The sequence below is a fragment of the Streptomyces sp. NBC_00306 genome, from assembly GCF_036169555.1.
GTDB lineage: Bacteria > Actinomycetota > Actinomycetes > Streptomycetales > Streptomycetaceae > Streptomyces > Streptomyces achmelvichensis.
The window spans coordinates 910,251-934,707 of the sequence record NZ_CP108032.1 but is presented as its reverse complement, the minus strand read 5'-3'; the positions used below and the strand labels follow the sequence as shown (position 1 = coordinate 934,707).

At 71.2% G+C, this 24,457-nt stretch carries 20 protein-coding genes; 13 read left to right on the top strand and 7 right to left on the bottom strand.

The window, feature by feature from the left end; translation table 11 throughout:
* Nucleotides 1-32: 32 nt before the first annotated feature.
* On the bottom strand, nucleotides 33-1,103 hold the full coding sequence (locus OHA05_RS04075; RefSeq protein ID WP_328859848.1) for an O-antigen ligase family protein: 1,071 nt from the start codon (nucleotides 1,101-1,103) through the stop codon (nucleotides 33-35).
* Nucleotides 1,104-1,296: 193 nt separating this feature from the next.
* On the opposite strand from OHA05_RS04075, the gene lnt reads away from it, so the two are divergent.
* From lnt to OHA05_RS04055, 4 genes are all read left to right on the top strand, one after another.
* Nucleotides 1,297-2,931, top strand: a complete 1,635-nt coding sequence (gene lnt, locus OHA05_RS04070; RefSeq protein ID WP_328859847.1) for an apolipoprotein N-acyltransferase — start codon at nucleotides 1,297-1,299, stop codon at nucleotides 2,929-2,931.
* Nucleotides 2,932-2,968: 37 nt separating this feature from the next.
* Nucleotides 2,969-3,451: an NUDIX hydrolase gene (locus tag OHA05_RS04065; RefSeq protein WP_313947793.1), complete on the top strand. Its 483-nt coding sequence runs from the start codon at nucleotides 2,969-2,971 to the stop codon at nucleotides 3,449-3,451.
* Between the two features lie 55 nt (nucleotides 3,452-3,506).
* On the top strand, nucleotides 3,507-4,310 hold the full coding sequence (locus OHA05_RS04060) for a 3-hydroxybutyrate dehydrogenase (RefSeq protein WP_313947794.1): 804 nt from the start codon (nucleotides 3,507-3,509) through the stop codon (nucleotides 4,308-4,310).
* Between the two features lie 80 nt (nucleotides 4,311-4,390).
* Entirely contained in the window at nucleotides 4,391-6,334 is a 1,944-nt protein-coding gene (locus OHA05_RS04055; RefSeq protein WP_328859846.1) for a helix-turn-helix domain-containing protein, read from the top strand.
* An 829-nt stretch (nucleotides 6,335-7,163) separates the two neighbouring features.
* On the opposite strand, the gene OHA05_RS04050 is transcribed toward OHA05_RS04055, so the two are convergent.
* Nucleotides 7,164-8,591 (bottom strand): MFS transporter, encoded by a 1,428-nt coding sequence (locus OHA05_RS04050; protein ID WP_313947796.1) that lies wholly within the window; start codon nucleotides 8,589-8,591, stop codon nucleotides 7,164-7,166.
* A 249-nt stretch (nucleotides 8,592-8,840) separates the two neighbouring features.
* On the opposite strand from OHA05_RS04050, the gene OHA05_RS04045 reads away from it, so the two are divergent.
* Nucleotides 8,841-9,938 (top strand): baeRF3 domain-containing protein, encoded by a 1,098-nt coding sequence (locus tag OHA05_RS04045; RefSeq protein ID WP_328859845.1) that lies wholly within the window; start codon nucleotides 8,841-8,843, stop codon nucleotides 9,936-9,938.
* A 26-nt stretch (nucleotides 9,939-9,964) separates the two neighbouring features.
* Entirely contained in the window at nucleotides 9,965-10,591 is a 627-nt protein-coding gene (locus OHA05_RS04040; RefSeq protein ID WP_313947798.1) for a hypothetical protein, read from the top strand.
* Nucleotides 10,592-10,646: 55 nt separating this feature from the next.
* Here the strand turns inward: OHA05_RS04040 and OHA05_RS04035 are convergent, their stop codons facing one another.
* The gene (locus tag OHA05_RS04035; protein WP_328859844.1) at nucleotides 10,647-11,978 is read right to left on the bottom strand and encodes a S1 family peptidase; all 1,332 of its coding nucleotides are present in this window, start codon (nucleotides 11,976-11,978) and stop codon (nucleotides 10,647-10,649) included.
* A gap of 203 nt (nucleotides 11,979-12,181) precedes the next feature.
* Between OHA05_RS04035 and OHA05_RS04030 the strand changes: the two genes are divergently transcribed.
* Nucleotides 12,182-12,919 carry a Clp protease N-terminal domain-containing protein gene (locus tag OHA05_RS04030; RefSeq protein ID WP_328859843.1) on the top strand — a complete coding sequence of 246 codons (738 nt, stop codon included), beginning with the start codon at nucleotides 12,182-12,184 and terminating at the stop codon, nucleotides 12,917-12,919.
* Between the two features lie 43 nt (nucleotides 12,920-12,962).
* Here OHA05_RS04030 and OHA05_RS04025 read toward each other — a convergent pair whose 3' ends face one another.
* The 3 genes from OHA05_RS04025 to OHA05_RS04015 all read right to left on the bottom strand — a co-directional run bounded on the left by OHA05_RS04025 (nucleotide 12,963) and on the right by OHA05_RS04015 (nucleotide 15,408).
* Nucleotides 12,963-13,355: a hypothetical protein gene (locus tag OHA05_RS04025; protein ID WP_313947801.1), complete on the bottom strand. Its 393-nt coding sequence runs from the start codon at nucleotides 13,353-13,355 to the stop codon at nucleotides 12,963-12,965.
* Between the two features lie 476 nt (nucleotides 13,356-13,831).
* On the bottom strand, nucleotides 13,832-14,755 hold the full coding sequence (locus OHA05_RS04020) for a MurR/RpiR family transcriptional regulator (protein WP_313947802.1): 924 nt from the start codon (nucleotides 14,753-14,755) through the stop codon (nucleotides 13,832-13,834).
* A 92-nt stretch (nucleotides 14,756-14,847) separates the two neighbouring features.
* A complete protein-coding gene (locus OHA05_RS04015; protein ID WP_313947803.1) occupies nucleotides 14,848-15,408 on the bottom strand; it encodes a TetR/AcrR family transcriptional regulator in 561 nt (186 codons plus the stop codon).
* 140 nt (nucleotides 15,409-15,548) lie between these two features.
* Between OHA05_RS04015 and OHA05_RS04010 the strand changes: the two genes are divergently transcribed.
* Both OHA05_RS04010 and OHA05_RS04005 read left to right on the top strand, forming a co-directional pair.
* Nucleotides 15,549-16,016, top strand: coding sequence for a nuclear transport factor 2 family protein (locus OHA05_RS04010; protein ID WP_328859842.1), 468 nt, complete (start codon nucleotides 15,549-15,551; stop codon nucleotides 16,014-16,016).
* Between the two features lie 55 nt (nucleotides 16,017-16,071).
* Entirely contained in the window at nucleotides 16,072-18,609 is a 2,538-nt protein-coding gene (locus tag OHA05_RS04005) for a SpoIIE family protein phosphatase (protein WP_328859841.1), read from the top strand.
* 37 nt (nucleotides 18,610-18,646) lie between these two features.
* Here OHA05_RS04005 and OHA05_RS04000 read toward each other — a convergent pair whose 3' ends face one another.
* Nucleotides 18,647-19,657, bottom strand: coding sequence for a LacI family DNA-binding transcriptional regulator (locus OHA05_RS04000; RefSeq protein ID WP_328859840.1), 1,011 nt, complete (start codon nucleotides 19,655-19,657; stop codon nucleotides 18,647-18,649).
* A 314-nt stretch (nucleotides 19,658-19,971) separates the two neighbouring features.
* On the opposite strand from OHA05_RS04000, the gene OHA05_RS03995 reads away from it, so the two are divergent.
* From OHA05_RS03995 to OHA05_RS03980, 4 genes are read left to right on the top strand one after another with little or no spacing between them, the layout of a single operon-like run.
* A complete protein-coding gene (locus OHA05_RS03995; RefSeq protein ID WP_328859839.1) occupies nucleotides 19,972-21,261 on the top strand; it encodes an ABC transporter substrate-binding protein in 1,290 nt (429 codons plus the stop codon).
* Nucleotides 21,262-21,273: 12 nt separating this feature from the next.
* Nucleotides 21,274-22,242 (top strand): carbohydrate ABC transporter permease, encoded by a 969-nt coding sequence (locus tag OHA05_RS03990; protein ID WP_328859838.1) that lies wholly within the window; start codon nucleotides 21,274-21,276, stop codon nucleotides 22,240-22,242.
* Nucleotides 22,239-23,099, top strand: a complete 861-nt coding sequence (locus OHA05_RS03985; RefSeq protein WP_313947809.1) for a carbohydrate ABC transporter permease — start codon at nucleotides 22,239-22,241, stop codon at nucleotides 23,097-23,099. Before OHA05_RS03990 ends, OHA05_RS03985 begins: the two co-directional genes overlap by 4 nt.
* A gap of 52 nt (nucleotides 23,100-23,151) precedes the next feature.
* Nucleotides 23,152-24,408: a glycoside hydrolase 5 family protein gene (locus OHA05_RS03980; protein WP_328859837.1), complete on the top strand. Its 1,257-nt coding sequence runs from the start codon at nucleotides 23,152-23,154 to the stop codon at nucleotides 24,406-24,408.
* Nucleotides 24,409-24,457: the final 49 nt, after the last annotated feature.

The following is a 24,457-nucleotide window of genomic DNA, read 5'->3' as shown; positions in this document are numbered from 1 at the left end:
TCCTACATGCCTCGACCGTCAGCGCGCGTCCGTCAGCGTGCGCGGACAGCCGCCGGGGCCGGGTCGTCGCCCGTCTCCGCCGCATCACCGCCGGCCACCCGCGCGGTCGCCAGGCCCGCCAGCAGCCCCGCACCTACCGTGACCGGCGCGAAACTCAGTGCGTTGCCCAGGCTCGCCAGCGCCGCGAGCGCCGTGAGCGCCGCACCCGCGCTCAGGACCACCGGGGTGGAGCGGGGGGAACGCCACAGCCCGTACAGCATCCAGCCGAAGGCCGCGCCCAGCAGCACCACGCCCACCACGCCCTGCTCGGCGGCCTGTTGCAGCGAGGCGGAGTGCGGTTTGCCGTCCGAGCCCGCCACCTGCTGGGCCGTGGGACTGAGCAGTCCGAAGCGGTCCGGTCCGACTCCGCGCAAGGGATCGTCCTCGGCGAGCTCGACCGCGTCGTGCCAGAGCGCGACCCGGTTCTGCGTCAGCTGCCCCTCCAGGGACACCGTGAGCCCGTCCGGCAGGGCGTCCTCGGCGACTCCCCACGATGTGGCGACCAACAGGCCCGTCACCAGGGCAAGCGCTCCGAGAGGTGCTGTCCGGCGGTGCATACGCGCGGCCGCCAGCGAGCAGAGCAGCACAGCGGTCGCGGCAGCGAATCCGGCCACCGATCCGAGCCACAGCGCGGTGCACGCGACCGCCAGCGCCAGTCCCCGCAGCGCCAGCCGCAGCACCGGAGGCCGGGCTGCGCAGGCTCCGCAGGAGGCGGCGCCCGCGGCCAGGACCAGCAGGCCGGCGGCCGCTCCGGTGTGCCCGGGCTGAAGGGGGTCGCCCGCGCCCGCGCCGGGCACGCCCTCCGGTGAGGCCATCGCCAGTCCGAGGGCGGCGAGGGAGACGGCCGAAGCCGCGGCGACCGGCAGCAGCGTGCCGCAGATGCGGCCGAAGGCGTATCCGGCGGCGACGGCGAACACCGCCAGCAGCACGCCCTCCGGTCTGGCCTCCCGGCCGGTCGCGCTGATCAGCGACCAGGCCGCGCACGCGCCGAGGACGACGACACCGGCGACATCGGTCGCGACGCCGCGTTCGCGCGTCGCCGACCGGTCGTACGGTGCAAGCATTCCGCCGACCCCCCGGACCCGTGGCAGCCCCCGCCGCAGCAGCCGACCGCGTCCGGCGGCACGGCTGGCGCACACGGTAACGGCAGAGACACGGTTTTGTGGATGCCTTGCGCAGGAACGTTGCTTCCGCTGCCACGGGCGGTCGCCGGACCGGAATGCCGCCCGCACCGCCTGCCGCCGTAGACTCCGCCAGGTGAGCGCCACCGTCACCGCCCTCGACACTCCACCGTCCGCCCCCTCCGGGCTCCGGCCGCTGCTGCGCCGGTTCGTCCGGCCCGGGGCCGCGGCTCTGGCCGGAGTGCTGCTCTTCCTGAGCTTCCCGCCCAGGCCTCTGTGGTGGCTGGCGCTTCCCGCCTTCGCCCTGCTCGGCTGGTCCCTGTACGGGCGCCGGCTGCGGCCCGCGTTCGGTCTCGGCTATCTGACCGGTCTCGGCTTCCTGCTGCCGTTGCTCAGCTGGACCGGCGAAGAGGTGGGCCCCCTTCCATGGATCGCGCTGGCGGCGATCGAGGCGGTCTTCGTCGCGGTCGCCTGTATGGGCATGGCCGCGGTCAGCCGGCTTCCGGCCTGGCCCGTGTGGGGCGCGGCGGTGTGGATCGCCGGTGAGGCGGCTCGCGCCAGGGTGCCGTTCGGCGGCTTCCCCTGGGGCAAGATCGCGTTCGGCCAGGCGGACAGCGTCTTCCTGCCGCTCGCCGCGGTGGGCGGCACACCGCTGCTCGGCTTCGCGGTGGCGCTGTGCGGCCTCGGGCTGTACGAGACGGTCGGGCGGGTGATCGACTTCCGGCGTACCGGAGCGCTGCCGCGCGGTCCCCTGGCCGCCGCACTGCTCACCGTGCTCGTCCCGGTGACGGCGGCGCTCGCGGCGCTGCCGCTCGTCGACGACACGGCCGAGGACGGCACCGCCACCGTGGCCGCGATCCAGGGCAATGTGCCCCGCCTCGGACTCGACTTCAACTCCCAGCGGCGCGCGGTGCTCGACAACCATGTGCGCCGTACCGAGGAGCTCGCCGCAGAGGTCAAGGCAGGGAAGGTGGCCAAGCCGGACTTCGTGCTGTGGCCCGAGAACTCCTCGGATCTCGACCCGTACCGCAACGCCGACGCACGTCTCGTCATCGACGAGGCCGTGAAGGCCATCGGGGTGCCGACGGTCGTCGGAGCGGTGGTCACCCCGGACACCGGAAAGCTCCGTAACACCCTGATCGAGTGGGATCCCGTCCGCGGTCCGGTGAACACCTACGACAAGCGCCATGTGCAGCCGTTCGGCGAGTACATCCCGATGCGCTCCGTCGTGCGGCTGTTCAGTTCGGACGTGGACCGGGTCCGCCGCGACTTCGGCCCCGGCGACAAGGTCGGTGTCTTCGACCTGGCGGGCACGAAGGTCGGTCTCGTCACCTGCTTCGAGGCCGCGTTCGACGACGCGGCACGGGACACCGTCACGCACGGCGCCCAGCTCATCTCCGTGCCCAGCAACAACGCGACCTTCGGCCGCAGCGAGATGACGTATCAGCAGCTGGCCATGTCGCGCGTGCGGGCCGTCGAGCACGGTCGCTCCGTCGTCGTCCCCGTGACCAGCGGCGTCAGCGCCGTCATCATGCCGGACGGAAAGATCGTCCAGCGGACGGAGATGTTCACACCGGACGCTCTGGTCGCGGAGGTGCCGCTGCGTTCCTCGCTCACCCCGGCGACGCGTCTCGGGACCTGGCCCGAGATCGCGCTGCTGCTGATCGCGGCAGGCGGCGTCGGCGTGGTGTCCGTGCGGGGCGTACGGCGGCGGCGTGAGCGGGCGACGGCGGGCGAGCCGGTCGCACCGGGCACCGGCGACGCCGGATAGACCGAGCTGCGGCCCGGCGGGCCGTAAGGTCGAAGCCATGGCTACCCCCGACTTCATCCGCGACATCCGGGCCACCGCCGGGAACCAGCTGCTCCTTCTGCCCGGCGTCAGCGCGATCGTCTTCGACGACGAGGGGCGTGTGCTGCTGGGACGGCGCGCGGACAACGGCCGGTGGTCCGTGATCGGCGGGATCCCCGAGCCCGGCGAGGAGCCGGCCGCGACCGCCGTGCGCGAGGTGTACGAGGAGACCGCGGTGCGCTGTGTCGCCGAACGGGTCGTGCTCGTCCAGGCGCTGCCGGAGCCGGTCACCTATCCCAACGGGGACCGGTGCCAGTTCATGGACATCACCTTCCGCTGCCGGGCGGTGGGCGGCGTGGCCTGTGTCAACGACGACGAGTCGCTCGAGGTCGGCTGGTTCACCGTGGATGCGCTGCCGGAGCTCAAGGAATTCGCGCACTTCCGGATCAAGCAGGCCCTGGCCGAGGGACCGGCATGGTTCCAGCCTATGCACGAGCAGTGAAGTATGGGTGGTGACCACATCGGTCGGGGAATGATCGCTGCCTAGGGTTCGCAGCATGACGTCCCCCACCACACCTGGCGTTCCTCCTACCGTGGTCGACCTCGATCTCGGCGGCCGCACCGCACTTGTCACCGGGGCAGCGAGCGGCATCGGCCGCGCCTGCGCGCTGCGGCTCGCGGCCGCGGGGGCGAAGGTCAGGGCCGTCGACCGGGACGCCGACGGGCTGGAGACGCTCGCCGCGCTCGGCACGGAAGCCGGCGGAGCCGTGGAGCCCCAGGTCCTGGATCTCACCGACCTCGACGCGGCGGAGGCGGCGGCCGCGGGCGCCGACATCCTGGTCAACAACGCCGGTCTCCAGCTGGTCCGGCCCATCGAGGCCTTTCCGCCGGACGTCTTCCACACGGTGCTCACCGTGATGCTGGAGGCGCCGTTCCGCCTGATCAGGGGCGCCCTGCCGCACATGTACGCGCAGGGCTGGGGGCGCATCGTCAACATCTCCTCCGTGCACGGGCTGCGCGCCTCCGCCTTCAAGTCCGCGTATGTGGCCGCGAAACACGGTCTCGAAGGGCTCTCCAAAACGGCGGCCCTGGAAGGCGCCCCCCATGGTGTGACATCGGTCTGTGTGAACCCCGGCTATGTGCGCACCCCGCTCGTCGAGCGGCAGATCGCCGATCAGGCGGCGGCCCACTCCCTGCCCGAGGACCAGGTGCTCGCCGACGTCCTGCTCAAGGACTCCGCCGTCAAGCGCCTGGTGGAGCCCGAGGAAGTGGCCGAGGCGGTGCTGTATCTCTGCACGCCGCAGGCCGCGTTCATCACCGGCACCTCGATCGCCCTCGACGGCGGCTGGACCGCGCACTGACGGGTGACCCGGTTGTCCCCAACGGCCCGCTCGTCCACAGGGCTGGTGCCACCTCCCGTACGGCAGGTAATCCTGTGTCCATGTCCCACGATCAAGCCGACTACCTGGAGCTCCTCGCACGCGGCGCCGCCGCGGAGGCGTACGACCGGCCGGCACTGCTCGCCCGTGCGAGCGGCGCCGGACCGGAGAAGCTCGCCGCCCTCGAACACGCCAAGCAGCTCGCGCTGCGGGTGCGCGCCGAGCTGGAGGGCCGGCGCCGACGCGAGGCCGAGCTCTCGGCGCTGTTCGAAACCGCGCACGACCTCGCCGGACTGCGCGACCTCGACGCCGTGCTCCGCGCGATCGTGCAGCGGGCCCGCTCGCTGCTCGGCACGGAAGTGGCCTATCTCAGTCTCAACGACCCGTCGGCCGGAGACACCTATATGCGGGTCACCGAGGGGTCGGTCTCGGCCCGCTTCCAGCAGGTGCGGCTCGGTATGGGAGAGGGGCTCGGCGGTCTCGTCGCCCAGACCGCCCGCCCCTATGTCACCGACAGCTACTTCGACGACGCCCGCTTCGAGCACACACCGTCCATCGACACGGCCGTACGGGACGAAGGCCTCGTCGCGATCCTCGGTGTGCCGCTGATGCTCGGCAGCCAGGTCATCGGCGTGCTGTTCGCCGCCGACCGCCGGGCGCGAGTCTTCGAGCGGGAACAGGTCGCGCTGCTGGCCTCCTTCGCCGCCCATGCGGCCGTCGCCATCGACACCGCGAACCTGCTCGCCGAGACCCGCTCGGCTCTCGCCGAACTGGAGAAGGCCAACGAGATCATCCGGGACCACAGCGGCGTCATCGAGCGCGCGTCCGAGGTGCATGACCGGCTGACCGAGGTGGTGCTGCGCGGCGGCGGCGTCGACGATGTGGCCGCCGCCCTCTCCGAAGTCCTCGACGGCACCGTCCGGTTCACCGACAGCCACCCCGACGCACCCGGCGCGGACGGGCGCGCGATACGACGGGAGCAGGAGTGGGTGGCGGCCGTCTCGGCCGGCGGTGAGGACCTCGGCGCCCTGGTGCTGGCCGGCCATGCCGACCTCGATCCCGTCGACCGGCGCACCCTGGAGCGCGGTGCGATGGTGACCTCCCTCCTGCTGCTCGCCCGCCGCTCGGCCCACGAGGCCGAACAGCGCGTACGGGGCGAACTGCTCGACGACCTCCTCGATGCCCCGGACCGCGACCCCCGACTGCTGCGGGAGCGTGCGGCCCGGCTGGGGGCGGATCTCGACGTTCCCCATGTGGTGCTGGCCGCGCGGATGGAGGGGCCGGACTCCGGCGTGCCCGAACAGGAGAGCGCGGGCCGCGGCGCGAGTGCCCGGGGCGCCGGCGGACGGGGTGCGGGCACCGCGGTGGAGCGCGAGAGCGCCGACCGCCAGCGGTTGTGGGCAGCCGCCTCGCATCTGGCGGCGACCCGCTCGGGCCTGGCCGCTGCGCGGGACGGGGGCGCGGTCCTGCTCCTGCCGCTCGGCCCCGACGACGACGCCTCCGAGCTGGCCTGCCGCACCGCACGTCAACTGGGCGGCGCACTGCGGGAGTCGGTCACGGTCGGGGCGTCCGCTCCGGTCGCCGTGCCGGCGGGCGACCCGAGTCCGATAGCCGGGGCGTACGACCAGGCGCGGCGCTGCCTGGACGCACTGCGGCTGCTCGGCCGGGCCGGCCAGGGTGCCGCGGCGCAGGACCTCGGCTTCCTCGGACTGCTCCTCGCCGATCCCGGGGACATCGACGGCTTCGTCGGGCGCACGATGGGCGAGGTCGTCGCCTACGATCGCCGGCGCGGCACCGATCTGGTGCGGACCATGGACGCGTACTTCGCGAGCGGGATGAGCCCGGCCCGGACGAAGGACGAGCTGCATGTCCATGTGAACACGGTGGCCCAGCGCCTGGAGCGCATCGGCCGGCTCCTCGGTCCCGACTGGCAGTCGCCCGGCAGAGCGCTGGAGATCCAACTGGCGCTGCGGCTGCACGCGATGTCGGAGGCGGTGGCGCGCTAGACGCGCTGCCGCGCGGACTTCGTCGTCCTGGTCGGGGCGGAGGCGGGGGGCCGGGCCCTGCGGCATGGCTGAGGCGGTTGCCTGCCGGCGGCGCCCGCGGGACGGTCTCGGCGCCGTGCCCTGCTGCCCGCTGGGTGCGTCCGGAGCGTGATCCGGAGGCCGTTGCCTGCCGCGTGCGCCTACGGCGGGGGCTCCGAGGCCGCTGCCTGCCGGCGGCGCCCGCGGGACGGTCTCGGCGCCGTGCGCCGCTGCCCGCTGGGTGCGTCCGGCGCGTGATCCGCAGGCCGTTGCCTGTGCTGCATGCGTCTACCGCGGGGGCTCCGAGGCCGCTGCCTGCCGGAGGCGCCCGCGGGACGGTCTCGGCGCCGTGCGCTGCTGCCCGCTGGGTGCGTCCGGAGCGTGATCCGGAGGCCGTTGCCTGCCGCGTGCGCATAGGGCGGGGGCTCCGAGTCCGCTGCCTGCCGGAGGCGCCCGCGAAACGGTCTCGGCGCCGTGCGCTGCTGCCCGCTGGGTGCGCCCGGCGCGTGATCCGCAGGCCGTTGCCTGCTGCATGCGCCTACCGCGGGGGCTCCGAGGCCGCTGCCTGCCGGCGGCGCCTGCGGGACGGGAGCGGGCGCGGTTGCCTGCTGTCCGCCGGGTGCGTCCCTCGTACTCCGGCACCGCTGCCGGGTGAACACGCGACCACCCGTACTCCGGCACTGTCGCCCGGCAAAAGCGCCACCAACCCGTACCGCACCACCGCTGCCCGCCGAACGCGCCGCCGCGCGGGCTCCGGGGAGGGAGCCCGCGCGGCGGCGCAGGGCCGGAGTTGCCGGCCTGCGGATGCGTGTCAGGCAGTGGTCCGCGCATCCGCCGGGGTGCCATCGGCGGGAGCCTCGACCGCCCCGCCCGACTCCTTGATGCCGGTGCCGCTGCCCCCGGGCCGCGCCGCGTCGACGTCCGCCAGGTCCCGGTGCCGGGTCTCCTGGGCGCAGGCGATGGCCACGACAGTGATCAGCGCGGCGGCGATCACATACAGGGCGATCGGTGTCGACGAGTCGAAGTCGGCGAGCAGCGCGGTCGCGATGAGCGGGGCAGGCGCTCCGGCGGCCACCGAGGAGAACTGCGCGCCGATCGAGGCCCCGGAGTAGCGCATACGTGTCGCGAACATCTCGGAGAAGAAGGCCGCCTGGGGTGCGTACATCGCGCCGTGGAACACCAGCCCCACGGTGACGGCGAGCAGCAGGGCCCCGAAGCTCGCCGTGTCGATGAGCGCGAAGAACGGGAACATCCACGCCCCGACCCCGATCGCGCCGATCAGATAGACGGGCCTGCGCCCGATGCGGTCCGACAGCGCGCCCCACAGGGGGATCACCGCGAAGTGCACGGCGGAGGCGATGAGTACGGCGTTGAGCGCGGTCTGTTTGCTCAGGTCCACCGCTGTCGTGGCGTACACCAGGATGAAGGCGGTGATCACGTAGTAGCTGATGTTCTCGGCCATGCGCGCGCCCATCGCCACCAGCACGTCCCGCCAGTGGTGCCGCAGCACGGCGACGAGCGGCATCTTCTCGGCCCCCGCGGCACTCGCCTTGCGCTGCTCGGCATGGGCCAACGCGGCCTTGAACACCGGGGATTCATCGACAGAGAGACGAATCCACAAGCCGACGATCACCAGGACCCCGGAGAGCAGGAAGGGAATGCGCCAGCCCCACGACGTGAACGCCGCGTCCGACAGCAGCGCCGTGAGCGCGGACAGCACACCGGTGGCCAGCAACTGGCCCGCGGGCGCGCCCGTTTGCGGCCAGGACGCCCAGAAACCGCGGCGTCGGGCGTCGCCGTGTTCGGAGACCAGCAGCACGGCCCCGCCCCACTCACCGCCGAGCGCGAAGCCCTGCACCAGCCTCAGCACGGTGAGCAGTACGGGCGCCGCCGTGCCGATGGTGGCGTGCGTCGGCAGCAGTCCGATCGCGAAGGTCGCACCGCCCATCAGCAGCAGGCTCAGCACCAGCAGCTTCTTGCGGCCGAGCCGGTCACCGTAGTGGCCGAAGACCAGCGCCCCGAGAGGACGGGCAGCGAAGCCGACGGCGTAGGTGAGGAAGGAGAGCAGGGTGCCGACGAGCGGGTCGGAGCCCGGGAAGAACAGCTTGTTGAAGACGAGCGCGGCGGCGGATCCGTAGAGGAAGAAGTCGTACCACTCGATGGTGGTGCCGATGAGGCTCGCGGCGACGATGCGGCGCAGACGGGCTGGAGCTGGGGGAGCGGTTGCCGAGGCAGCCATGGTCACCACTTCCGGGCGGGGGACGGGGACGTTGCGATGTCGCCACACCGTAGAAACACGCAGGTCACCGGCACATGTGGTGGGACACCATACTTCAGTCGCCGGTGGTGAGTGGACCCCCCATGCGCCAGCGCTCGACCGTCGCCGAAGCCCGCGTTTCCGCAGAGTCGCGGTCCATCTTCTGCCGGTCGCTGCAAACGGACATATGGTTCATCTGTTGATGTGGCGACAAGCCTGGAAAGGGTTCACATGCGCCCCGCACTCAGCTCTGCTGCCCTGGCCCAGCTGCGTCAGCAGCGTCCCTATCCGGCAGTTACGGTCCTGATGCCCACGCACCGTCGCGAACCGGACAACGCGCAGGATCCCGTCCGGCTGCGCAATCTCATGGCCGCGGCGAAGGAACAGCTCCAGGCCGATCCCGCTGTCACCCGGGAGACCCGCAGCGAGGTCACCGAACAGCTGGACCGCGCACTGGCCGAAGTCGACCTGGCACATGCCGAGGACGGGCTCGTGGTCTTCGCCGCGCCGGGGGAGCACCAGGTCTGGTCGCTCGGCCGGACCGTTCCCGAACGCGTGGTGCTCTCGGACACCTTCCTGACCCGCAATCTCGTCTCGGCGCATGCTGCCGAGCGGCCGTTCTGGGTGCTGGCCGTCTCTGCCGACCGCGCCAGTCTGTGGAGCGGCACGACGGACCGCGTCACCGAGGAGGAGGCCGGGTCGTTCCCGCTGACTCGCAGCCTCGAGGACCCTGACGCAGAGCGCAAGGAGCGGATCGGCGATCTGCCCAGCACCTTCAGCGACGAACTCACCCGTCAGTTCCTGCGCGACGCCGACTCCGCGATGAACGCCGTCCTGGCGTCCCACCCCCGGCCGCTGTACGTGGCCGGGGAAGCGGCGGCGCTCGCCCTTCTCGGCGACGTCGGCAGCGTGGCCGCCAAGGCCGCGGCCCGCATTCCGCACGGAGGCCTCGCCAGGGGACCCGCCGACGCGGTGTGGCAGGCCGTGCGGCCGTTCGCCGAGGCCAGTGCCGAGCAGGACGTCGCCGATGTGCTGGCGGAGCTGGACCGGGCCCGCGGGCGCCGGGCGTTCGCCGCCGGCGTGGACGAGATCCGGCAGAACGTCGCGACGGGCCGAGTGGCACTCCTCGCGGTCGAGGAGAACTACCGGGAGACCGTGCGGGACACCGGAGAGCACCTCAATCCCGCGGAACCGGGCGATCTGGACGCCCTCGACGACATTGTCGACGACATCGTCGAACGGTCGCTGGACACCGGCGCCGAGGTGCGGTTCGTGCCCGACGGCACGCTGGCCGACGTCGGCGGAATCGCGAGTTCCCTGCGCTACTGAGCGCGGTGAGCAGGAAAGGATCTCCGATGAGCGCAGCATCCCCACGCCGGTCGAGTATGCGGCGGCCCGTTGCCGCGGCGGCGACCGTGGTCATGGTGGCGGTGGGCGTCACCGGGCTCGTCTCGTGCGGCGGCGACTACAACGGCTCCACGAGCAGTTCGTATCCCAGTCCCCGCCCCACACCCCCGGAGACCGCCTCCTTCTCCGGTGACGTGCCGTCCGCCCTGGCCTCCGACGCGGCCTCGGCCCGTGCGGCCGCCTCGGCCGCCGCCTCGTCGGCGTCCGCCGCGGCCTCCGCCCTCGAGTCGTCGATCTCGGCCGAGGTGGGGCGGGCGAACCAGGAAGCCGCCGAGGAGCTGAAGGACGTGAAGGGGGGCGGCAACGCCCGGGCCGACGTCACGCTCCGGGGCAAGCCCGTGGCCGAGACCGGTGGTCTGCGGGCCGTCATCGTGAACATCACCAACAGCACGGACGAAGAGGCTTCGTACGCCGTGCAGGTCGACTTCAGGGACTCCTCCGGCAAGGTCGTGGAGAGCCGCGTGGTCGGCGCCCAGGACCTCGCGCCGGGCAAGAGCGCCCAGCCGCTGGCCATCAGCAGGAAGCCCGCCGATCTGAACCTCACGCCCACGGTGGCCAAGGCCCAGCGGTACTGAACACCCTTGCGGAGGCGACGGCAACCCCGACAGCCCGTAGCTGCCGGGAGCGGCGTCAGCCCCAGCTCTGCGTGTAGTGGCTGCGGAAGTCCCGGCGGTCCTGCGCCGACCAGATCGACCGGGTGGCGATCAGCCCGAGCAGACTCACCGTGATGACGATCAGCCCCGGAGCGACAGCCTCGGGTCCGAGGATGTTGGTGACCGTCCGTCCCTCGCCCCCGCCCGGGTTGAGGGGGGCGTTGCCGCCCGCGGTGTTCGGCGGCGGGAGGTCGGGGTTGAGCGGTGCCTGGGCCGCGCCGTTCGCGGCGGCGCCGCCACCGGTGAGACGTACGCCAAGGGCCGCCATCGCCTTGGTCGCCGGCTGGAAGTAGGTGACGCCGCCCCTGGTGCAGTCGCCGTTGCCGCCCGACGTCACGCCGAGCGCCAGACCCTCCGCGAACAACGGGCCCCCGCTGTCACCGGGTTCGGCGCACACCGTCGTCTTGATGAGGCCGACGACCGTGCCCTCGGGGTAGTTCACGGTCGCGTTCAGTCCGGTGACCTGTCCGGTGCGCAGCCCGGTCGTACTGCCGCTGCGGAACACCTGCTGGCCGACGAAGGGTTCGGCGGCCCCGTTGATCTGGACGGCCTGGCCTCCGCCGATGTTCACCACATTGGGCCCACCGGGGATCTCGCCGTTCTGGTACTGCACGAGCGCGAAGTCGTTGCCGGGGAACCTGCTCACTGTCATGTTGCCCACCGGCTTGCTGCCGCTGTTGTCCTGGAACCAGGTGGTGCCCGCGGGACCGCAATGGCCCGCCGTGAGGACGAAGTTGGCCCGGCCGTCGGTGACGTTGAAGCCGGCGGAACAGCGGCCCTCGCCGGCGAGAATCGGCTCGGCGCCGTTGATCCTGGTGGTGAACGACCCGGCGGTGCGCTCCATCCGTACGGACGCGCCGATCTTCTCGGCGACGGCGGACAGCCGGTCCCAGTCGGCCGCCGACACCGTGCTGTCGGCCTGCACCGACACCGTGTTGGTCGCATAGTCCAGTGACCACGCGGTGCCCGGCACCCGCGGAGCCTGGCCCAACGCATCGGTGGCCGACCGCAGTTGGCTCATGTTGTACCGCACGACCTTGGCGCGCGCGCCCGCACGCTCGACCTCCTCGGCCGCCTGCTCGTCGGTCACCGCCACGACCTCGCGCCCGTCGTCGCCCATCCAGGTGCCCGCGGTGCGCGACGTGCCGAGCTCCGACACGAGCCGGGTGCCCACGTCATTGGCCGGTGTCCCGCCCGCTCCGGGGGTCTCACCGGCCACGGCGTCCGTGACCATCAGCCCTCCGCAGAGCAGTCCTCCCACGGCGGCCAGCCGTGCGATCCGCTGCAGTCTGCGTCGTGCGTGCGTCATCCCTGGCCCCTTGGTCGTTGCGCGACGCCGCTCCGAACGCCGAGGGCACCCGGACACCAGGAGCCCTCCTTCCATACGTGGGAGGGCGGCCCACGGTTCACCGCGCCGCCGGTCGGCGTGGACCGAGTCCGACGGAGGCCGGGCCGGCAGGGCAGTGACAACCCAAGGTTGACACCCTCCGTGTGTCAACCTACGGTTGACGCATGGAGAATCCCGGCCGCATGACCCATCCCGTACGGCTCGACGACCTCATCGAGGCCATCAAGAGGGTCCATTCCAACGAACTCGACCAGCTGTCGGACGCGGTCATCGCCGCCGATCACCTCGGGGACGTGGCCGACCATCTGATCGGTCACTTCGTGGACCAGGCCCGGCGTTCCGGTGCCTCGTGGACGGAGATCGGCAAGAGCATGGGCGTCACCCGCCAGGCCGCTCAGAAGCGATTCGTCCCCAAGGGCAGCGCCGAGTCGGATCTCGCCCCCAGCCAGGGTTTCAGCAGGTTCACCGAGCGGGCCAGGAACTGCCTGATGGCGGCGCACAACGAGGCCCACACCGCACGGAACACCACGATCGGGCCGGCGCATCTAGTCCTCGGGCTGCTCGCCGAGCCGGACGCGCTCGCCGCCCGTGCGATCGTCGCGCAGGGTGTGCCGCTGGACACCGTCCGCCGGGCCGCGACCGCGGCATTGCCGCCCGCGGCCGACGAGGTGCCCGACCTGGTCCCGTACGACGCGTCGTCGCGCAAGGTCCTGGAACTGACCTTCCGTGAGGCGCTGCGCCTGGGCCACAACTACATCGGCACCGAGCACATGGTGCTTGCCCTGCTGGAGTTCGAGGACGGCGCGGGCGTGCTCACCACGGCCGGCGTCGACAAGGCCGCGGCAGAGGGCCATATCGCCGACGCCGTGGCGGCGATCATCGCCGCCCGCCGGCAGGATTGAGACGCGCGCCTGAGAGCCGGCGCATGGCGCGCACCACGACGTCCTACACGGCGGAGCGCCTGCGCTGGGCGTGACTGCCCGCGAGAAGCGCCTCCGTGATGAGCCGCACGCCCCGCGCCAGCCGGTTCAGCTGCTCCAACTCGACGGCGTAGAGCCGGATCGTGCTCTCGATGATCTGGTCGGAGACGCCCAGCGTGGGGAGTTCGGCCCGGCAGGTCTGCAGGGCGACGCGTACGGTCCGCATTTCGTGCTGGAGCTGCAACTGCGCATGGCGGGCCAGCAGGATGTGATGACGGGTCAGCGTCGAGTAGCCGGCGTAGCGGGCCGGCAGGAGATCGCGCAACCAGCGCGCCGCCGTGCGCTCCCAGTCGTGGCTGCCGGGGGTCTTGACCTGTACCGGCCAGTCCGAGTCGATCGGGGTGAAGGTCTGGGACATCGTCGTCGCTTCCGGATGGGGCGGATCGGCACAGGGTCGCTGGCCTGGGGAGTCTCTGGCGGCCCCGGCCCAGGGGTTGACCGGGGCCGCCGGGTGGGCACATCCGCAGGGGGCGGAAGGTGCCCGGACGGAACACCGAGGGGCGGGACGCGAGGAGGAGAGCGTCATACCTCGGTGTCCGTGCTAGGGGGCTCGTACCGGATCGCCGTGGTCGCCCGCACCGATGACACCCGTGAGCCGTTTCGGCCCCGGCGGATCTCTGCGGAGTGCGCCGTGTGCGGCGGGGCGTGGCGAGGTGTGCATGGGGCGGTGCCGACTTTCCTGGGCGACGGTGCGGGCCGGCCTGGGATCCGGAGGAACCGGGGCCACCAGGGCAGTAAATATATATACCGTTGAGTACGCAAGGGTATGAAAAATTTCATGCACGATGAGGCATGAAACGTCCCGATCGATTCCACCGGTGATGCGCCCGCGGATCAGTCCTCGAGGAAGAAATCGTGCTGTTCGGCGGCCTGCTCGTAGCTTTCGAGCCGGCTCTGCGTGCGCTGCGGATCGGCGTCGGCCATCGCCTGGAGCAGGGCGGCGGACAGGACGCCCGGCGCCGCGTAGGAGTCGAAGACGAGCCGTGACCCGGTGGCGGCGGTCAGGGCCACATCGGCCTCGTCCACGATGGGGCCGAGTGACAGGTCGGTGATCAGCGCGACGCGCAGCCCCGTGCTGCGGGCCGCGCGCATCGCCGCGAGGGTCTCGTTCGCATGCCGTGGCATCGCGAACGCCAGCACCCAGGTGCCGCCGGCGGCCCGTGACTGAAGGAGTGCGTCGTACGCGACGCTGCCGCCGCGGGTCACCGTGCGCACATCGGGATGGATCCGGCGCGCGGCATAGGCGAAGTACTCCGCGAGCGAGACGGAGATCCGCAGTCCGAGAACGGTGAGCGGAACCGACCGGGCGAGTTCACGGCCGACGTCCAGCACCTGGTCGGTGTCGGCCAGTACCCGGCGCAGATTCTCGAGGTTCTCGATCTCGGCGTCCACGGCGGCCTGCAGTTCGTTGCGGCGGATCTGTTCGCGCGAGTCGGGCGAGCCCGCGACGGCGCTGAGCGCGATGGGCTGAAGCGCCTCGCGGAGCGCGGGATAGCCGCTGAAGCCGACCGACGAGGCGAACCGGGTCACCGAGGGCTGGCTGACCCCCACCCGCTCCGCGAGATCCGTGATCGACAGGAACGCCGCCTCGGTGAGGTGGTCGGTGATGTACTGCGCGATCCGCCGCTGTCCCGGCGAGAGCCGATGGCCGCCGAAAAGGGCGAGAACCCTGTCTGTTGGGGCCGGCTCCGCGTCGGGAGAAAGTCTCCCCGGCGTGATCGCAGACGCCTGTGCGCGTGCCTGCTGCCCTGATGGCACCGGTGTCACTCCTTCTCGTCCCACTTTCGCTCAAGATAGCTCAGTCGCCCGGGTCGGCAGGGAGACTTCCGGCAGGTGTGGGACCCGTCGTCTCATATTCCGGATGCTCGCGTGGACGCCGGCTCCGTTGCCCGCAGCAGCATCGAGGCGCCCTGCCGTGCCTGCCCGGCCGCGTCGGCGGAGCGGGTGATGGCCGCCGTGGCCATCGCGCCCTCGGCGAGCAGGACGAGCGGGCCGGCGAGTTCCGCGGGGCGGCCCGCGTCCTTCACCAGGCTCGCCACGTAGGCCCCGAAGGCGCTCTTGTGGTGGCGGGCCGCCTCGGCGACTGCCGGGTCGACGGCGCCGAGCTCGCCGTAGGAGTTGATGAAGGCGCAGCCCCGGAAGTCCGGCTGCGCGAACCAGTCCCGGAGCCAGTCGTAGACGGCGAGGATGCGTTCCTCCCCGTCCGCCCGGCTGTCGGCGTACTCCATGACCTGTGTGCGCCAGCGGATGTCGCGCCGTTCGAGGTAGGCCCGCAGCAGCTCCGCCTTGGAGGGGAAGACCTGGTAGAGGCGCTTGAGGGAGACGCCGGACGCGGAACGGATCTCGTCCATGCCGACGGCCTGGACGCCTCGTTCGTAGAACAGCTCCTCGGCCGCGTCGAGCAGTTTCATACGCGCTTCCGTCAGGTCCACCGGTGCTCCAGTTGCGCGAGAATCATCGTTCTCCTAACCTACATCGCCATGCGGAGAACGCACGTTCTCTGCTGGTGGAGCCCGCAAGGGGAGTCACCTCCGGCACCGAAGGAGACGTCATGTCGCTCCGTCCTCCCGTCCCGCCCTTCACCCGCGAGAGCGCCGTCGACAAGGTCCGCCTCGCCGAGGACGGCTGGAACAGCCGCACCCCCGAAAAGGTCGCCCTCGCCTATACGGAGGACTCCCGCTGGCGCAACCGCGCCGAACGGTTCGCCGGACGCGACCGGATCGTCGCCTTCCTGACCCGCAAGTGGGCCAGGGAGCTGGACTACCGCCTGATCAAGGAGCTGTGGGCGTACGGCGGTGACCGTATCGCCGTGCGCTTCGCCTACGAATGGCACGACGACTCCGGCCAGTGGTACCGCTCGTACGGCAACGAGAACTGGGAGTTCGACGAGAGCGGTCTGATGCGGGTGCGGCACGCGAGCATCAACGACGCACCGATCCAGGAGTCCGACCGCGCCTACCACTGGCCGCTCGGCCGCCGCCCCGACGACCATCCCGGACTCTCGGAGCTCGGATTCTGAGACGCGCGCCGGGACGCCCGGCAGTCACCGGGGCGCACGATCTGTGTCGACAGAGATGCGCGATACGGCTGGGGGAGGGCATTCTTACTGTGTGACCTGGTACGCCGCGGCCGGGCACACTCCGCAGGATCGACGCGGGGTCACGGCCGGGACAGGGAAGAGCGACGGCCGAGTTCCCGACGAACTGGAGCTCGTACTCGCTCAAGCCTCCGTGAGCGCCATCGAAGCGGTCGGGGGGTTCGCCGGTGGCGTCTATCTGCGGTCCGAATCCGAGGGACTCCTGAGGCTGGCCGTGCTCGCCGGGCTGCCGCAGCGCCTGTTCCGGCCCTGGTGGCGCATGCATGTGAACAGGCCGTTCCCCGTCGCCGAGGCCTACAGATCGGGACGTGCCGTCCACCTGGCGGACGCCGAAGAAGCGATGCGCCGCTTCCCGCAGCTCATGGCGGGCCTGCCCTTCCCCTTCGGATCGCTCTACGTTCCCGTCGTCGCCGACAGCGAAAGATTCGGTGTTCTGGTGGTCCTGCGGCGGGCCACCGTCGGGCAGCCCGTCGACAACAGCGACCGCCACCGGATCCACAACGCCGCCCGGCGGCTCGGAGCCGCGCTCGCCGCACTGAGCGCCCGGGGCTCGCCCGTCGCCTGGGAGGGCGAGCCCGTCCCCGTCCAGCTGCCTGCCCTCACCACACCCCCCGTACGCATCGGCCACTTCGAGTGGGAGCTGAGCAGCGGCACCGTCACGGCGGACGAGGACATGTGCACGATCCTCGGCGCTGATCCGAAGGGGTTCCCGGGCACGATCGAGGCGCTGACCGAACGGCTGTCGCCGGAGGACATGTTCGGCCTGTGGGCCGTCGCGCGGCAGGCGCTCGACTCCAGCCGGCCGGTGGCCCGGCGAATGCGGCTGCGCGGATCCGACGGCCGGCCGCACCTGCTCGAGCTCACGGGCCGCCGCGCCGACCCGCCGGAAGCCGGACAGGGGGACCGTCTGACCGGATTCCTGGTGGACCTCGGCACCGGGCCGATCATCTCCGAGGCGACGGAGCGGCTGCCCCGCGGGATCTTCTCGCTCGACCGGCTCGGCCGGATCACCTACCTCAACCAGCGCGCCGAGAGGATGTTCGAGCGCGGCGCGCCCGAACTGACCGGGCGCATCCTGTGGGATGTGGTGCCCTGGCTCGGCAACCCCGCCTACGAGGACCACTACCGGGCCGCGATGATGTCCCACACCGCCGTGCACTTCATGGCCCGGCGGACCGAGGACGAGTGGCTGTCCGTCTCCCTCTTCCCCGGCCATGACGGTCTGACCGCGAGCCTCATGCCCGCGGACGAGCCGTCGTACGCCCCGGGTTCGGTGATCACCCCCGGCACCGGCCTCGGCTCACCGGCCGACCGCGCCTCGGCGCTCTACCGTCCGGTCGCGCTGGCCATCGCCCTGACCGAGGCCGTCACGGCACGTCAGGTATCCGCCGTCGTCACCGAGGAACTGCTCCCGGCCTTCGGTGGCAGGCAGCTGGCGATCTATCTGCTCAACGAAAGACACCTCTACCTGGCCTGGGAGACCGGCTTCCCGCAGGGGTTCCTGGACCGCTTCGACGGCGTGGCGCTCGACGCGCGGCTGCCCGGAGTCGAAACCCTGACCTCCGGCCGCCCGATCTTCTTCGAGTCGATGGAGCATCTGGCGACCGCCTATCCCGGCATTCCGCTCGACGCCCACGTGGGCGCGCGGGCCTTCCTGCCGCTGATCGCCTCCGGCCGGCCGGTGGGCTCCTGCATTCTCGGCTTCGACCAGCCGCGCGGATTCAGCCCGGAGGAACGTACGGTCCTGACCGCGCTCGCCGGACTCATCGCGCAGGCGCTGGAGCGCGCCCAGCGCTACGACAGTGAGGCGGCGCTCGCCCGCGGACTGCAGGACGCCCTGCTGCCGCACCGGCTGCCCGTCCTGAGCAATGCCGCGACCGTGGGCCGCTATCTCCCCGGCACTCAGGGCATGGAGGTCGGCGGGGACTGGTACGACGTCGTCGAGCAAGGTGACAAGATCGCCCTGGTCATCGGCGACGTCCAGGGGCACGGGGTGTCCGCGGCGGCCACGATGGGTCAACTGCGCACCGCGCTGCGGGCGTTCGCGCTGGCGGGCCACGATCCGCAGGAAGTGGTGACCGGTACCAACCGGCTGCTCATCGACCTCGACCCGGGCCAGTTCGCCAGTTGCTGCTACATCGTCGTCGACCCGGCGACCGGCATCACGCGAGCCGTAAGGGCCGGTCATCCGCAGCCGCTGCTGCGGCACCCCGACGGACGGACCGACGTGCTCAACCTGGCGGGCGGAGTCGTGCTCGGCGTCGACCCCGCTGCCACCTATCCGGTCACCGAACTGCGTCTGGAACCCGGCGCGGTGCTGGCGTTGTTCACCGACGGTCTGGTCGAGGAGCCGGGGCGCGACATCGACGTCGGTATCGACCGGCTGTGCGCCACGTTCGCCGAATGCGGATCGCTGACCCTGGCCGAGACGGCGGACCGGCTGATCCGGGAGGCCGGTCAGGCGGCGGACCGGCCCGACGACATCGCGCTGCTGCTCGCCACCCGCTGGGTGTAGCGACCCGCCGGCCGGGTCACCTTCCGCGCTAGAGGTCTCAGCCCGCGCCCGGCGCGGTCGCCGTGCTCTCCCGTTCGAGGAGCCGGGGGAGCGGTACCCCCACCGTCCGTGCCGCGCCACCGTCCAGCAGGGCCGTCAGTTCCTCGGCGGCGAGCCGTCCGAAGGCGACCGTGTCCCGGGACAGCGCGGTCAGCCAGGGATGGGCCATCCGGCACAGCACGGAGTCCTCCCACGAGACGATCGAGACGTCGCCGGGGACGTTGAGTCCGAGGCCGATCGTCACGGCGGCGCCCGCGGCGGCCATCACGTCGTTGTCGTAGACGAGGGCGGTGGGCGGCGCCTCGCCCGTCAGCACCCGCCGGGTCACCGCGGCACCTTCGGTGTCGGAGTAGTCGGTGGTCACCGAACGGGCCTCGGCGAGATGGCGCCGCTCGGCCTCCACACGCAGCGAGCGGATGCGCCGGTCGGTGTGGGCGAGCGAGGACAGACCCGCGATGTGCACGATCCGCCGGTGGCCGAGCTCGTGCAGCCGGCCGACGATCACCGCCATGGCGCCGGTGTCGTCGGCCCGCACCTGGGAGAGATTCGGGTGTCCGTCGGGCAGCCCGCCGATGACGACCCCGGGCAGTCCCAGTTCGTCCAGCAGCGCCGGACGCGGGTCGTCCGTCCGCGGATCCACCACCAGCACACCGTCCACGCGGTGCTCGGCCCACCAGCGGCGATAGACGGCGCACTCGTCCGCCACGTCCTCCACCACCTGGAACAGCAGGCCGAGGTGACGCTCCGCCAGCACTTCCTGGATGCCGGAGATCAACTGGAGGAAGAAGGAGTCCACGCCGAGCGTCGTCGCGGGCCGTGCCACGACGAGCCCGACCGTCGCCGCACCTTCGCCGGACAGGGCACGGGCGGCCGTGCTCGGTCGCCAGCCCAGCTGCTCGGCGACCCGGCGCACCCGGTCGCGGGTGATCTCCGAGACCCCCGGCCGGTCGTTCAGCGCGAAGGACACGGCGCTCTCCGACACACCGGCACGGCGGGCGATGTCCTTCATCGTGGGGCGGCGTACCGGTGCCCGCCTGGAGGGTGGACCCGCCGCCCCCGGCGGTGTTTCCGCTGCCACTGGGGCCCCTTTCACCCTGCGTACTAAAGCGCTTGAGCACGCATACCCTAAAGCGCTTTAGTTGATCCGCGCAAGTGCTTGCTCACCCGGCTCTGACCTGGACTAATGCAGAGTGAAACGCATTAGTTGGCGCGAATGTCTTGACTTCACGACCAGTTCACTTGCAGGGTCTGGTCGCAGTGAAACAGCCGGTGGCCGCAGCTCCGGCATCCGCACGTCTGGTCCGAGCAAAGGAGCCGTTCACCGTGCGCATCAACCGCAGGGCATTCGCCGCTGCCGCCGCCGTCATCGCCGTCGTCCTGCCGCTGAGTGCCTGCGGCGGCGCATCGGACACCGGTTCGTCCGACGCCTCCGGCAAGGTCGAGGGCCGGATCACCTTCCAGACCTGGAACCTCCAGGCCAACTTCAAGGACTACTTCAACGGCCTGATCGCCGACTTCGAGAAGCAGCACCCCGGTACCGACGTGAAGTGGGTCGACCGGCCGGCCGAGGGCTACGCCGACAAGATCAGCGCGGATGCGGCCGGAGGCACCCTGCCCGACGTCGTCAACGTCTCGCCGGACCTGGTCGCCCCGCTCGCCAAGGCCGGGCTCGCCCTCGATCTGGACAAGGCCGCCTCCCAGTACCGCAAGGAGTATCTGGAAGGCGCCTGGCAGAGCCATCGGATACCCGGCATGGAGGGCACCTTCGCCTTCCCCTGGTACCTCAACACCGGCCCGCTCTTCTACAACAAGCGGCTCCTCACCGAGGCGGGGCTCGACGCCGCGCAGCCGCCGAAGACGTACGACCAGGTCTTCGCCGCCGGGCTCCAGCTGGCCCAGAAGAGCAAGGGGAAGATCGCCACCCTGGCCAATGTGCCCACCATCGAGGACTTCGGCCGCTATGACGTCCCGCTGATGAACAAGGAGGGCACCGGCTTCGCCTTCAACGACGCGAAGGGCGTCGAACTCCTCACCAAGTACAAGGAGTTGTACGACGCCAAGGCGCTGGATCCGCAGGCACTCACGGCCACGCCCGAGTCCGCGGGCCACAAGTTCCTGACCGAGTCGGTGGCCATGAACCCGGGCAGCGCACTGGACCTCGGGAACTTCAAGAAGCAGGCGCCCGGCCTGTACAAGAACATCGGGATCACCGACCAGGTCAGCAGCACCGGACACGCCAACATGTACGTCATGGGCGTGATGGTGAACTCCCGGTCGCAGCAGAAGCCCGCCGCCGTCGCCTTCGCGCACTTCGTGACCGACGCGACCCGCCAGATGGAGTTCGCCAAGAAGGTCGCCATCTTCCCGAGCACCGCGGGCTCCCTGGACGACCCGTACTTCACCAAGGAGGACGGCAGCGACGAGACCCGCGTCCGGGTCGCGGCCGCCAAGTCCCTGAAGACGGCCGTCAATTACACACCGGTGCTGTTCAGCGAGCAGATGAAGACCGAGCTGCGCAACGCGGTGGCGCGGGCGCTCCAGGGCAAGGAGAGCCCCGAGGAAGCGCTTGACAACGCTGTCAAGGCCTGCGACCGGCTGCTCAAGCAGAGCTGAGCCGGAACCGCGATGACCACCTCCACCGTTTCCTCCGCCGCGGCGAGCCCGCCGGAGCGCGTCGAGCCGAAGAGGGCGGCCCGCTCCGGCGGCCGCCGCCCCGGCAGCCCGATCAGGCGCCAACTGCCGACCAGCCCCTGGCTGTTCGCCCTACCCGGTCTGCTGATCGTCGGGGCCTTCAGCCTGTATCCCTTCATCAGCACGCTGGTGAACGCCTTCACCGACCGCCGCACCCTGATCCCCGGACAGTTCGTGGGCCTCGCCAACTTCGAGGAACTCCTCCACGACGACATGTTCTGGATCGGACTGCGCAACAGCACCCTGTACGTCCTCGGCGTGGTGCCCGCGCTGGTGATCCTGCCTCTGCTGCTCGCGATGCTTGTGCAGCGCCACATCCCCGGTATCACCTTCTTCCGGTCGGCCTTCTACACACCGGTGGTCGCCTCCATCGTGGTCGTCGGTCTGATCTGGGTGTGGATGCTGGACGACCGCGGGCTGATCAACGCCGTCCTGGAGGCGGTGGGCGTCGGCAAGGTCGGCTTCCTCAGCGACCAGTGGCTGCTGCTCGGCAGCGCCATGGCGGTGACGGTCTGGAAGGGCCTCGGCTACTACATGATCATTTATCTGGCCGCGCTGGCGAACGTGCCCCGCGAACTCCACGAGGCCGCGGCGGTCGACGGGGCGGGCCCCGTCCGGCGCTTCGTCACCGTCACCGTCCCCGCCGTCCGCTCCACCATGGTCCTCGTCGGAGCCCTCTCCTCGGTCGCCGCCTTCAAGGTCTTCTCCGAGGTCTATCTGATGGCCGGCCCCAGCGGAGGGCCCGCGGGCGAGGACACCACACTCGTGATGCTCGTCCAGCGCGTCGGCACCGGACTGTCCGGACGCGTCGGCTACGCCTCCGCCATCTCGGTGGTCGTCTTCGTCGTCACCGTCGCCCTGATGCTGCTCGTGCTCCGCGCCGACCGCCGGGAGGACGCGTGAAAGCGATCAGCGTGACGGACGCCGAAGGCCGGCGGATCCCGGGCTGGCAGCTCGTGCTGCGCTACCTCCTGCTGCTCGCCGTACTGGCCCTGACCGTCGGGCCCTTCCTGTGGCAGTTGTCCACCTCGCTCAAGGGACCGCACGAGGACATCTTCAGTTCCCCGCCGAAGTTCTTCCCCAGCGACCCGACCCTCGACAACTACACACGCGTCGCCAACACCATCCCGGTGTGGGACTACGCGCTCAACTCCCTGAAGGTCGCAGCGACCAACGTGGTCACCAACTGCGTCGGCGCGGCACTCGCGGGCTACGCGCTCGCCCGGATGCGCTACCGCGGACGCCGGGCCGCGACGCTCGCCTTCGTCCTCGCGATGCTCGTCCCCGTCGAGGGCATCATCATCGCCCAGTTCACCACCATGCGGGACCTCGGGCTGAACAACACCCTGGTCGCCGTCCTGTTGCCGGGCTGCATCGGAGCGCTCAACGTCCTGCTGATGCGCAACGCCTTCCTGGGCCTCCCGCAGGAGGTGGAGGAGGCGGCCTACGTCGACGGCGCGAACGTGTGGCAGCGATTCCTGCGTATCGCCCTGCCCTCGGTCAAGGGCACCCTCGCCGTGGTCGCGATCTTCTCCTTCATGGGCGCCTGGGACGACTTCCTGTGGCCGCTCATCGTCCTGAGCGATCCGCAGAACTTCACGCTCACCATCGGCCTGAACTATCTGCACGGCACCTTCGCCAACGACGAACGCCTCGTCGCCGCCGGAACGATCATCGCCGTGCTGCCCCTGATCATCCTTTTCGCCTGTCTGCAGCGCTTCTTCTTCCGCGGTGTCGGTGAGGGGGCCGTCAAGGGCTGACCGCCCGGCCCCCCATCGCCGTCGCACCACAGAACGAGGACACCTCTCCCGTATGAGCTCTTCCGTGCCGCGCTTCGGCGCCAACTACACGCCCAGCCAGGGCTGGTTCCACCACTGGCTGGACTTCGACCTCGACGCCGTGCGCGCCGATCTCGACTCCATCGCCGGCCTCGGCCTGGACCACATCCGCGTCTTCCCGCTCTGGCCGCTGTTCCAGCCCAACCGCACGCTGATCCGCCCGCGCGCCGTCGAGCAGCTCGTCCAGCTCGCCGACGCGGCGGCCGAGCGCGGGCTCGACGTCAACGTGGACGGACTCCAGGGCCATCTGTCGAGCTTCGACTTCCTGCCCGCCTGGACCCAGACCTGGCACCGGCGCAACATCTTCACCGATCCGGACGTCGTCTCGGGGCAGGCGGAGTACCTGCGCACCCTCGCGGCCGCACTCGCCGACCGGCCGAACTTCATCGGCATGACCATCGGCAACGAGATCAACCAGTTCTCCGGCGGGCCGCACCCCGACCCCGACCGCATCTCATCGGCGGAGGCGGGCAGTTGGCTCGCCCGGCTGCTGGACGCGTGCGAGGCGGGCGCACCCGGCAGGCTCCATCTGCACGCCGAGTACGACGCGGCCTGGTACCGCGACGACCACCCGTTCACCCCCGCACACTCCGCCCGCCTCGGCGCCATGACCGCCGTGCACTCCTGGGTCTTCAACGGCACGGCACAGCGCCACGGCCCCACCGGCACCGCCACCGAGCACCACGCCGCCTACATGATCGAACTCTCCAAGGCGTGGGCACCGTCCCCGGACCGCCCCGTCTGGCTCCAGGAGGTCGGCGCGCCCGCCCCCCTCGTCCCCGCCGCCGACGCCGCCGCCTTCACGGAGGCCACCGTGGCGAACGCGCTGGACTGCCCGGACGTCTGGGGCGTGACCTGGTGGTGCTCCCACGACGTGTCGCGTTCGCTCGCCGACTTCCCCGAACTCGAGTACAGCCTCGGTTTGTTGACCAACGACCGGGAGGTCAAGCCCGCCGGACAGGCCATCGCGCGGATCGTCGAGGAACGACGCGACCGGAAGAAGCCGCCCGAGCCGCGGACCCTCGCCCTCGTCGTCGACGCGGGTGACGACGAGACCGCGCCCCGGCGCTCCGTCTGCGCACCCGGCGGCGCCGTGTTCGAGGCGTTCGCCCGGCTGACCGCCCAGGGTGCGCGCCCCACCACCGTTCTCGCGAGCCGCAGCGACGACAGGGACCATCTCGCCGCGCGCGGCATCACCGAAGTCGTCACCCCCGAACAGGCCGGCTCATGACCCGGTCCGCCACCACCACAGCACCGTAAGCCGTCCCCCAACGACACGG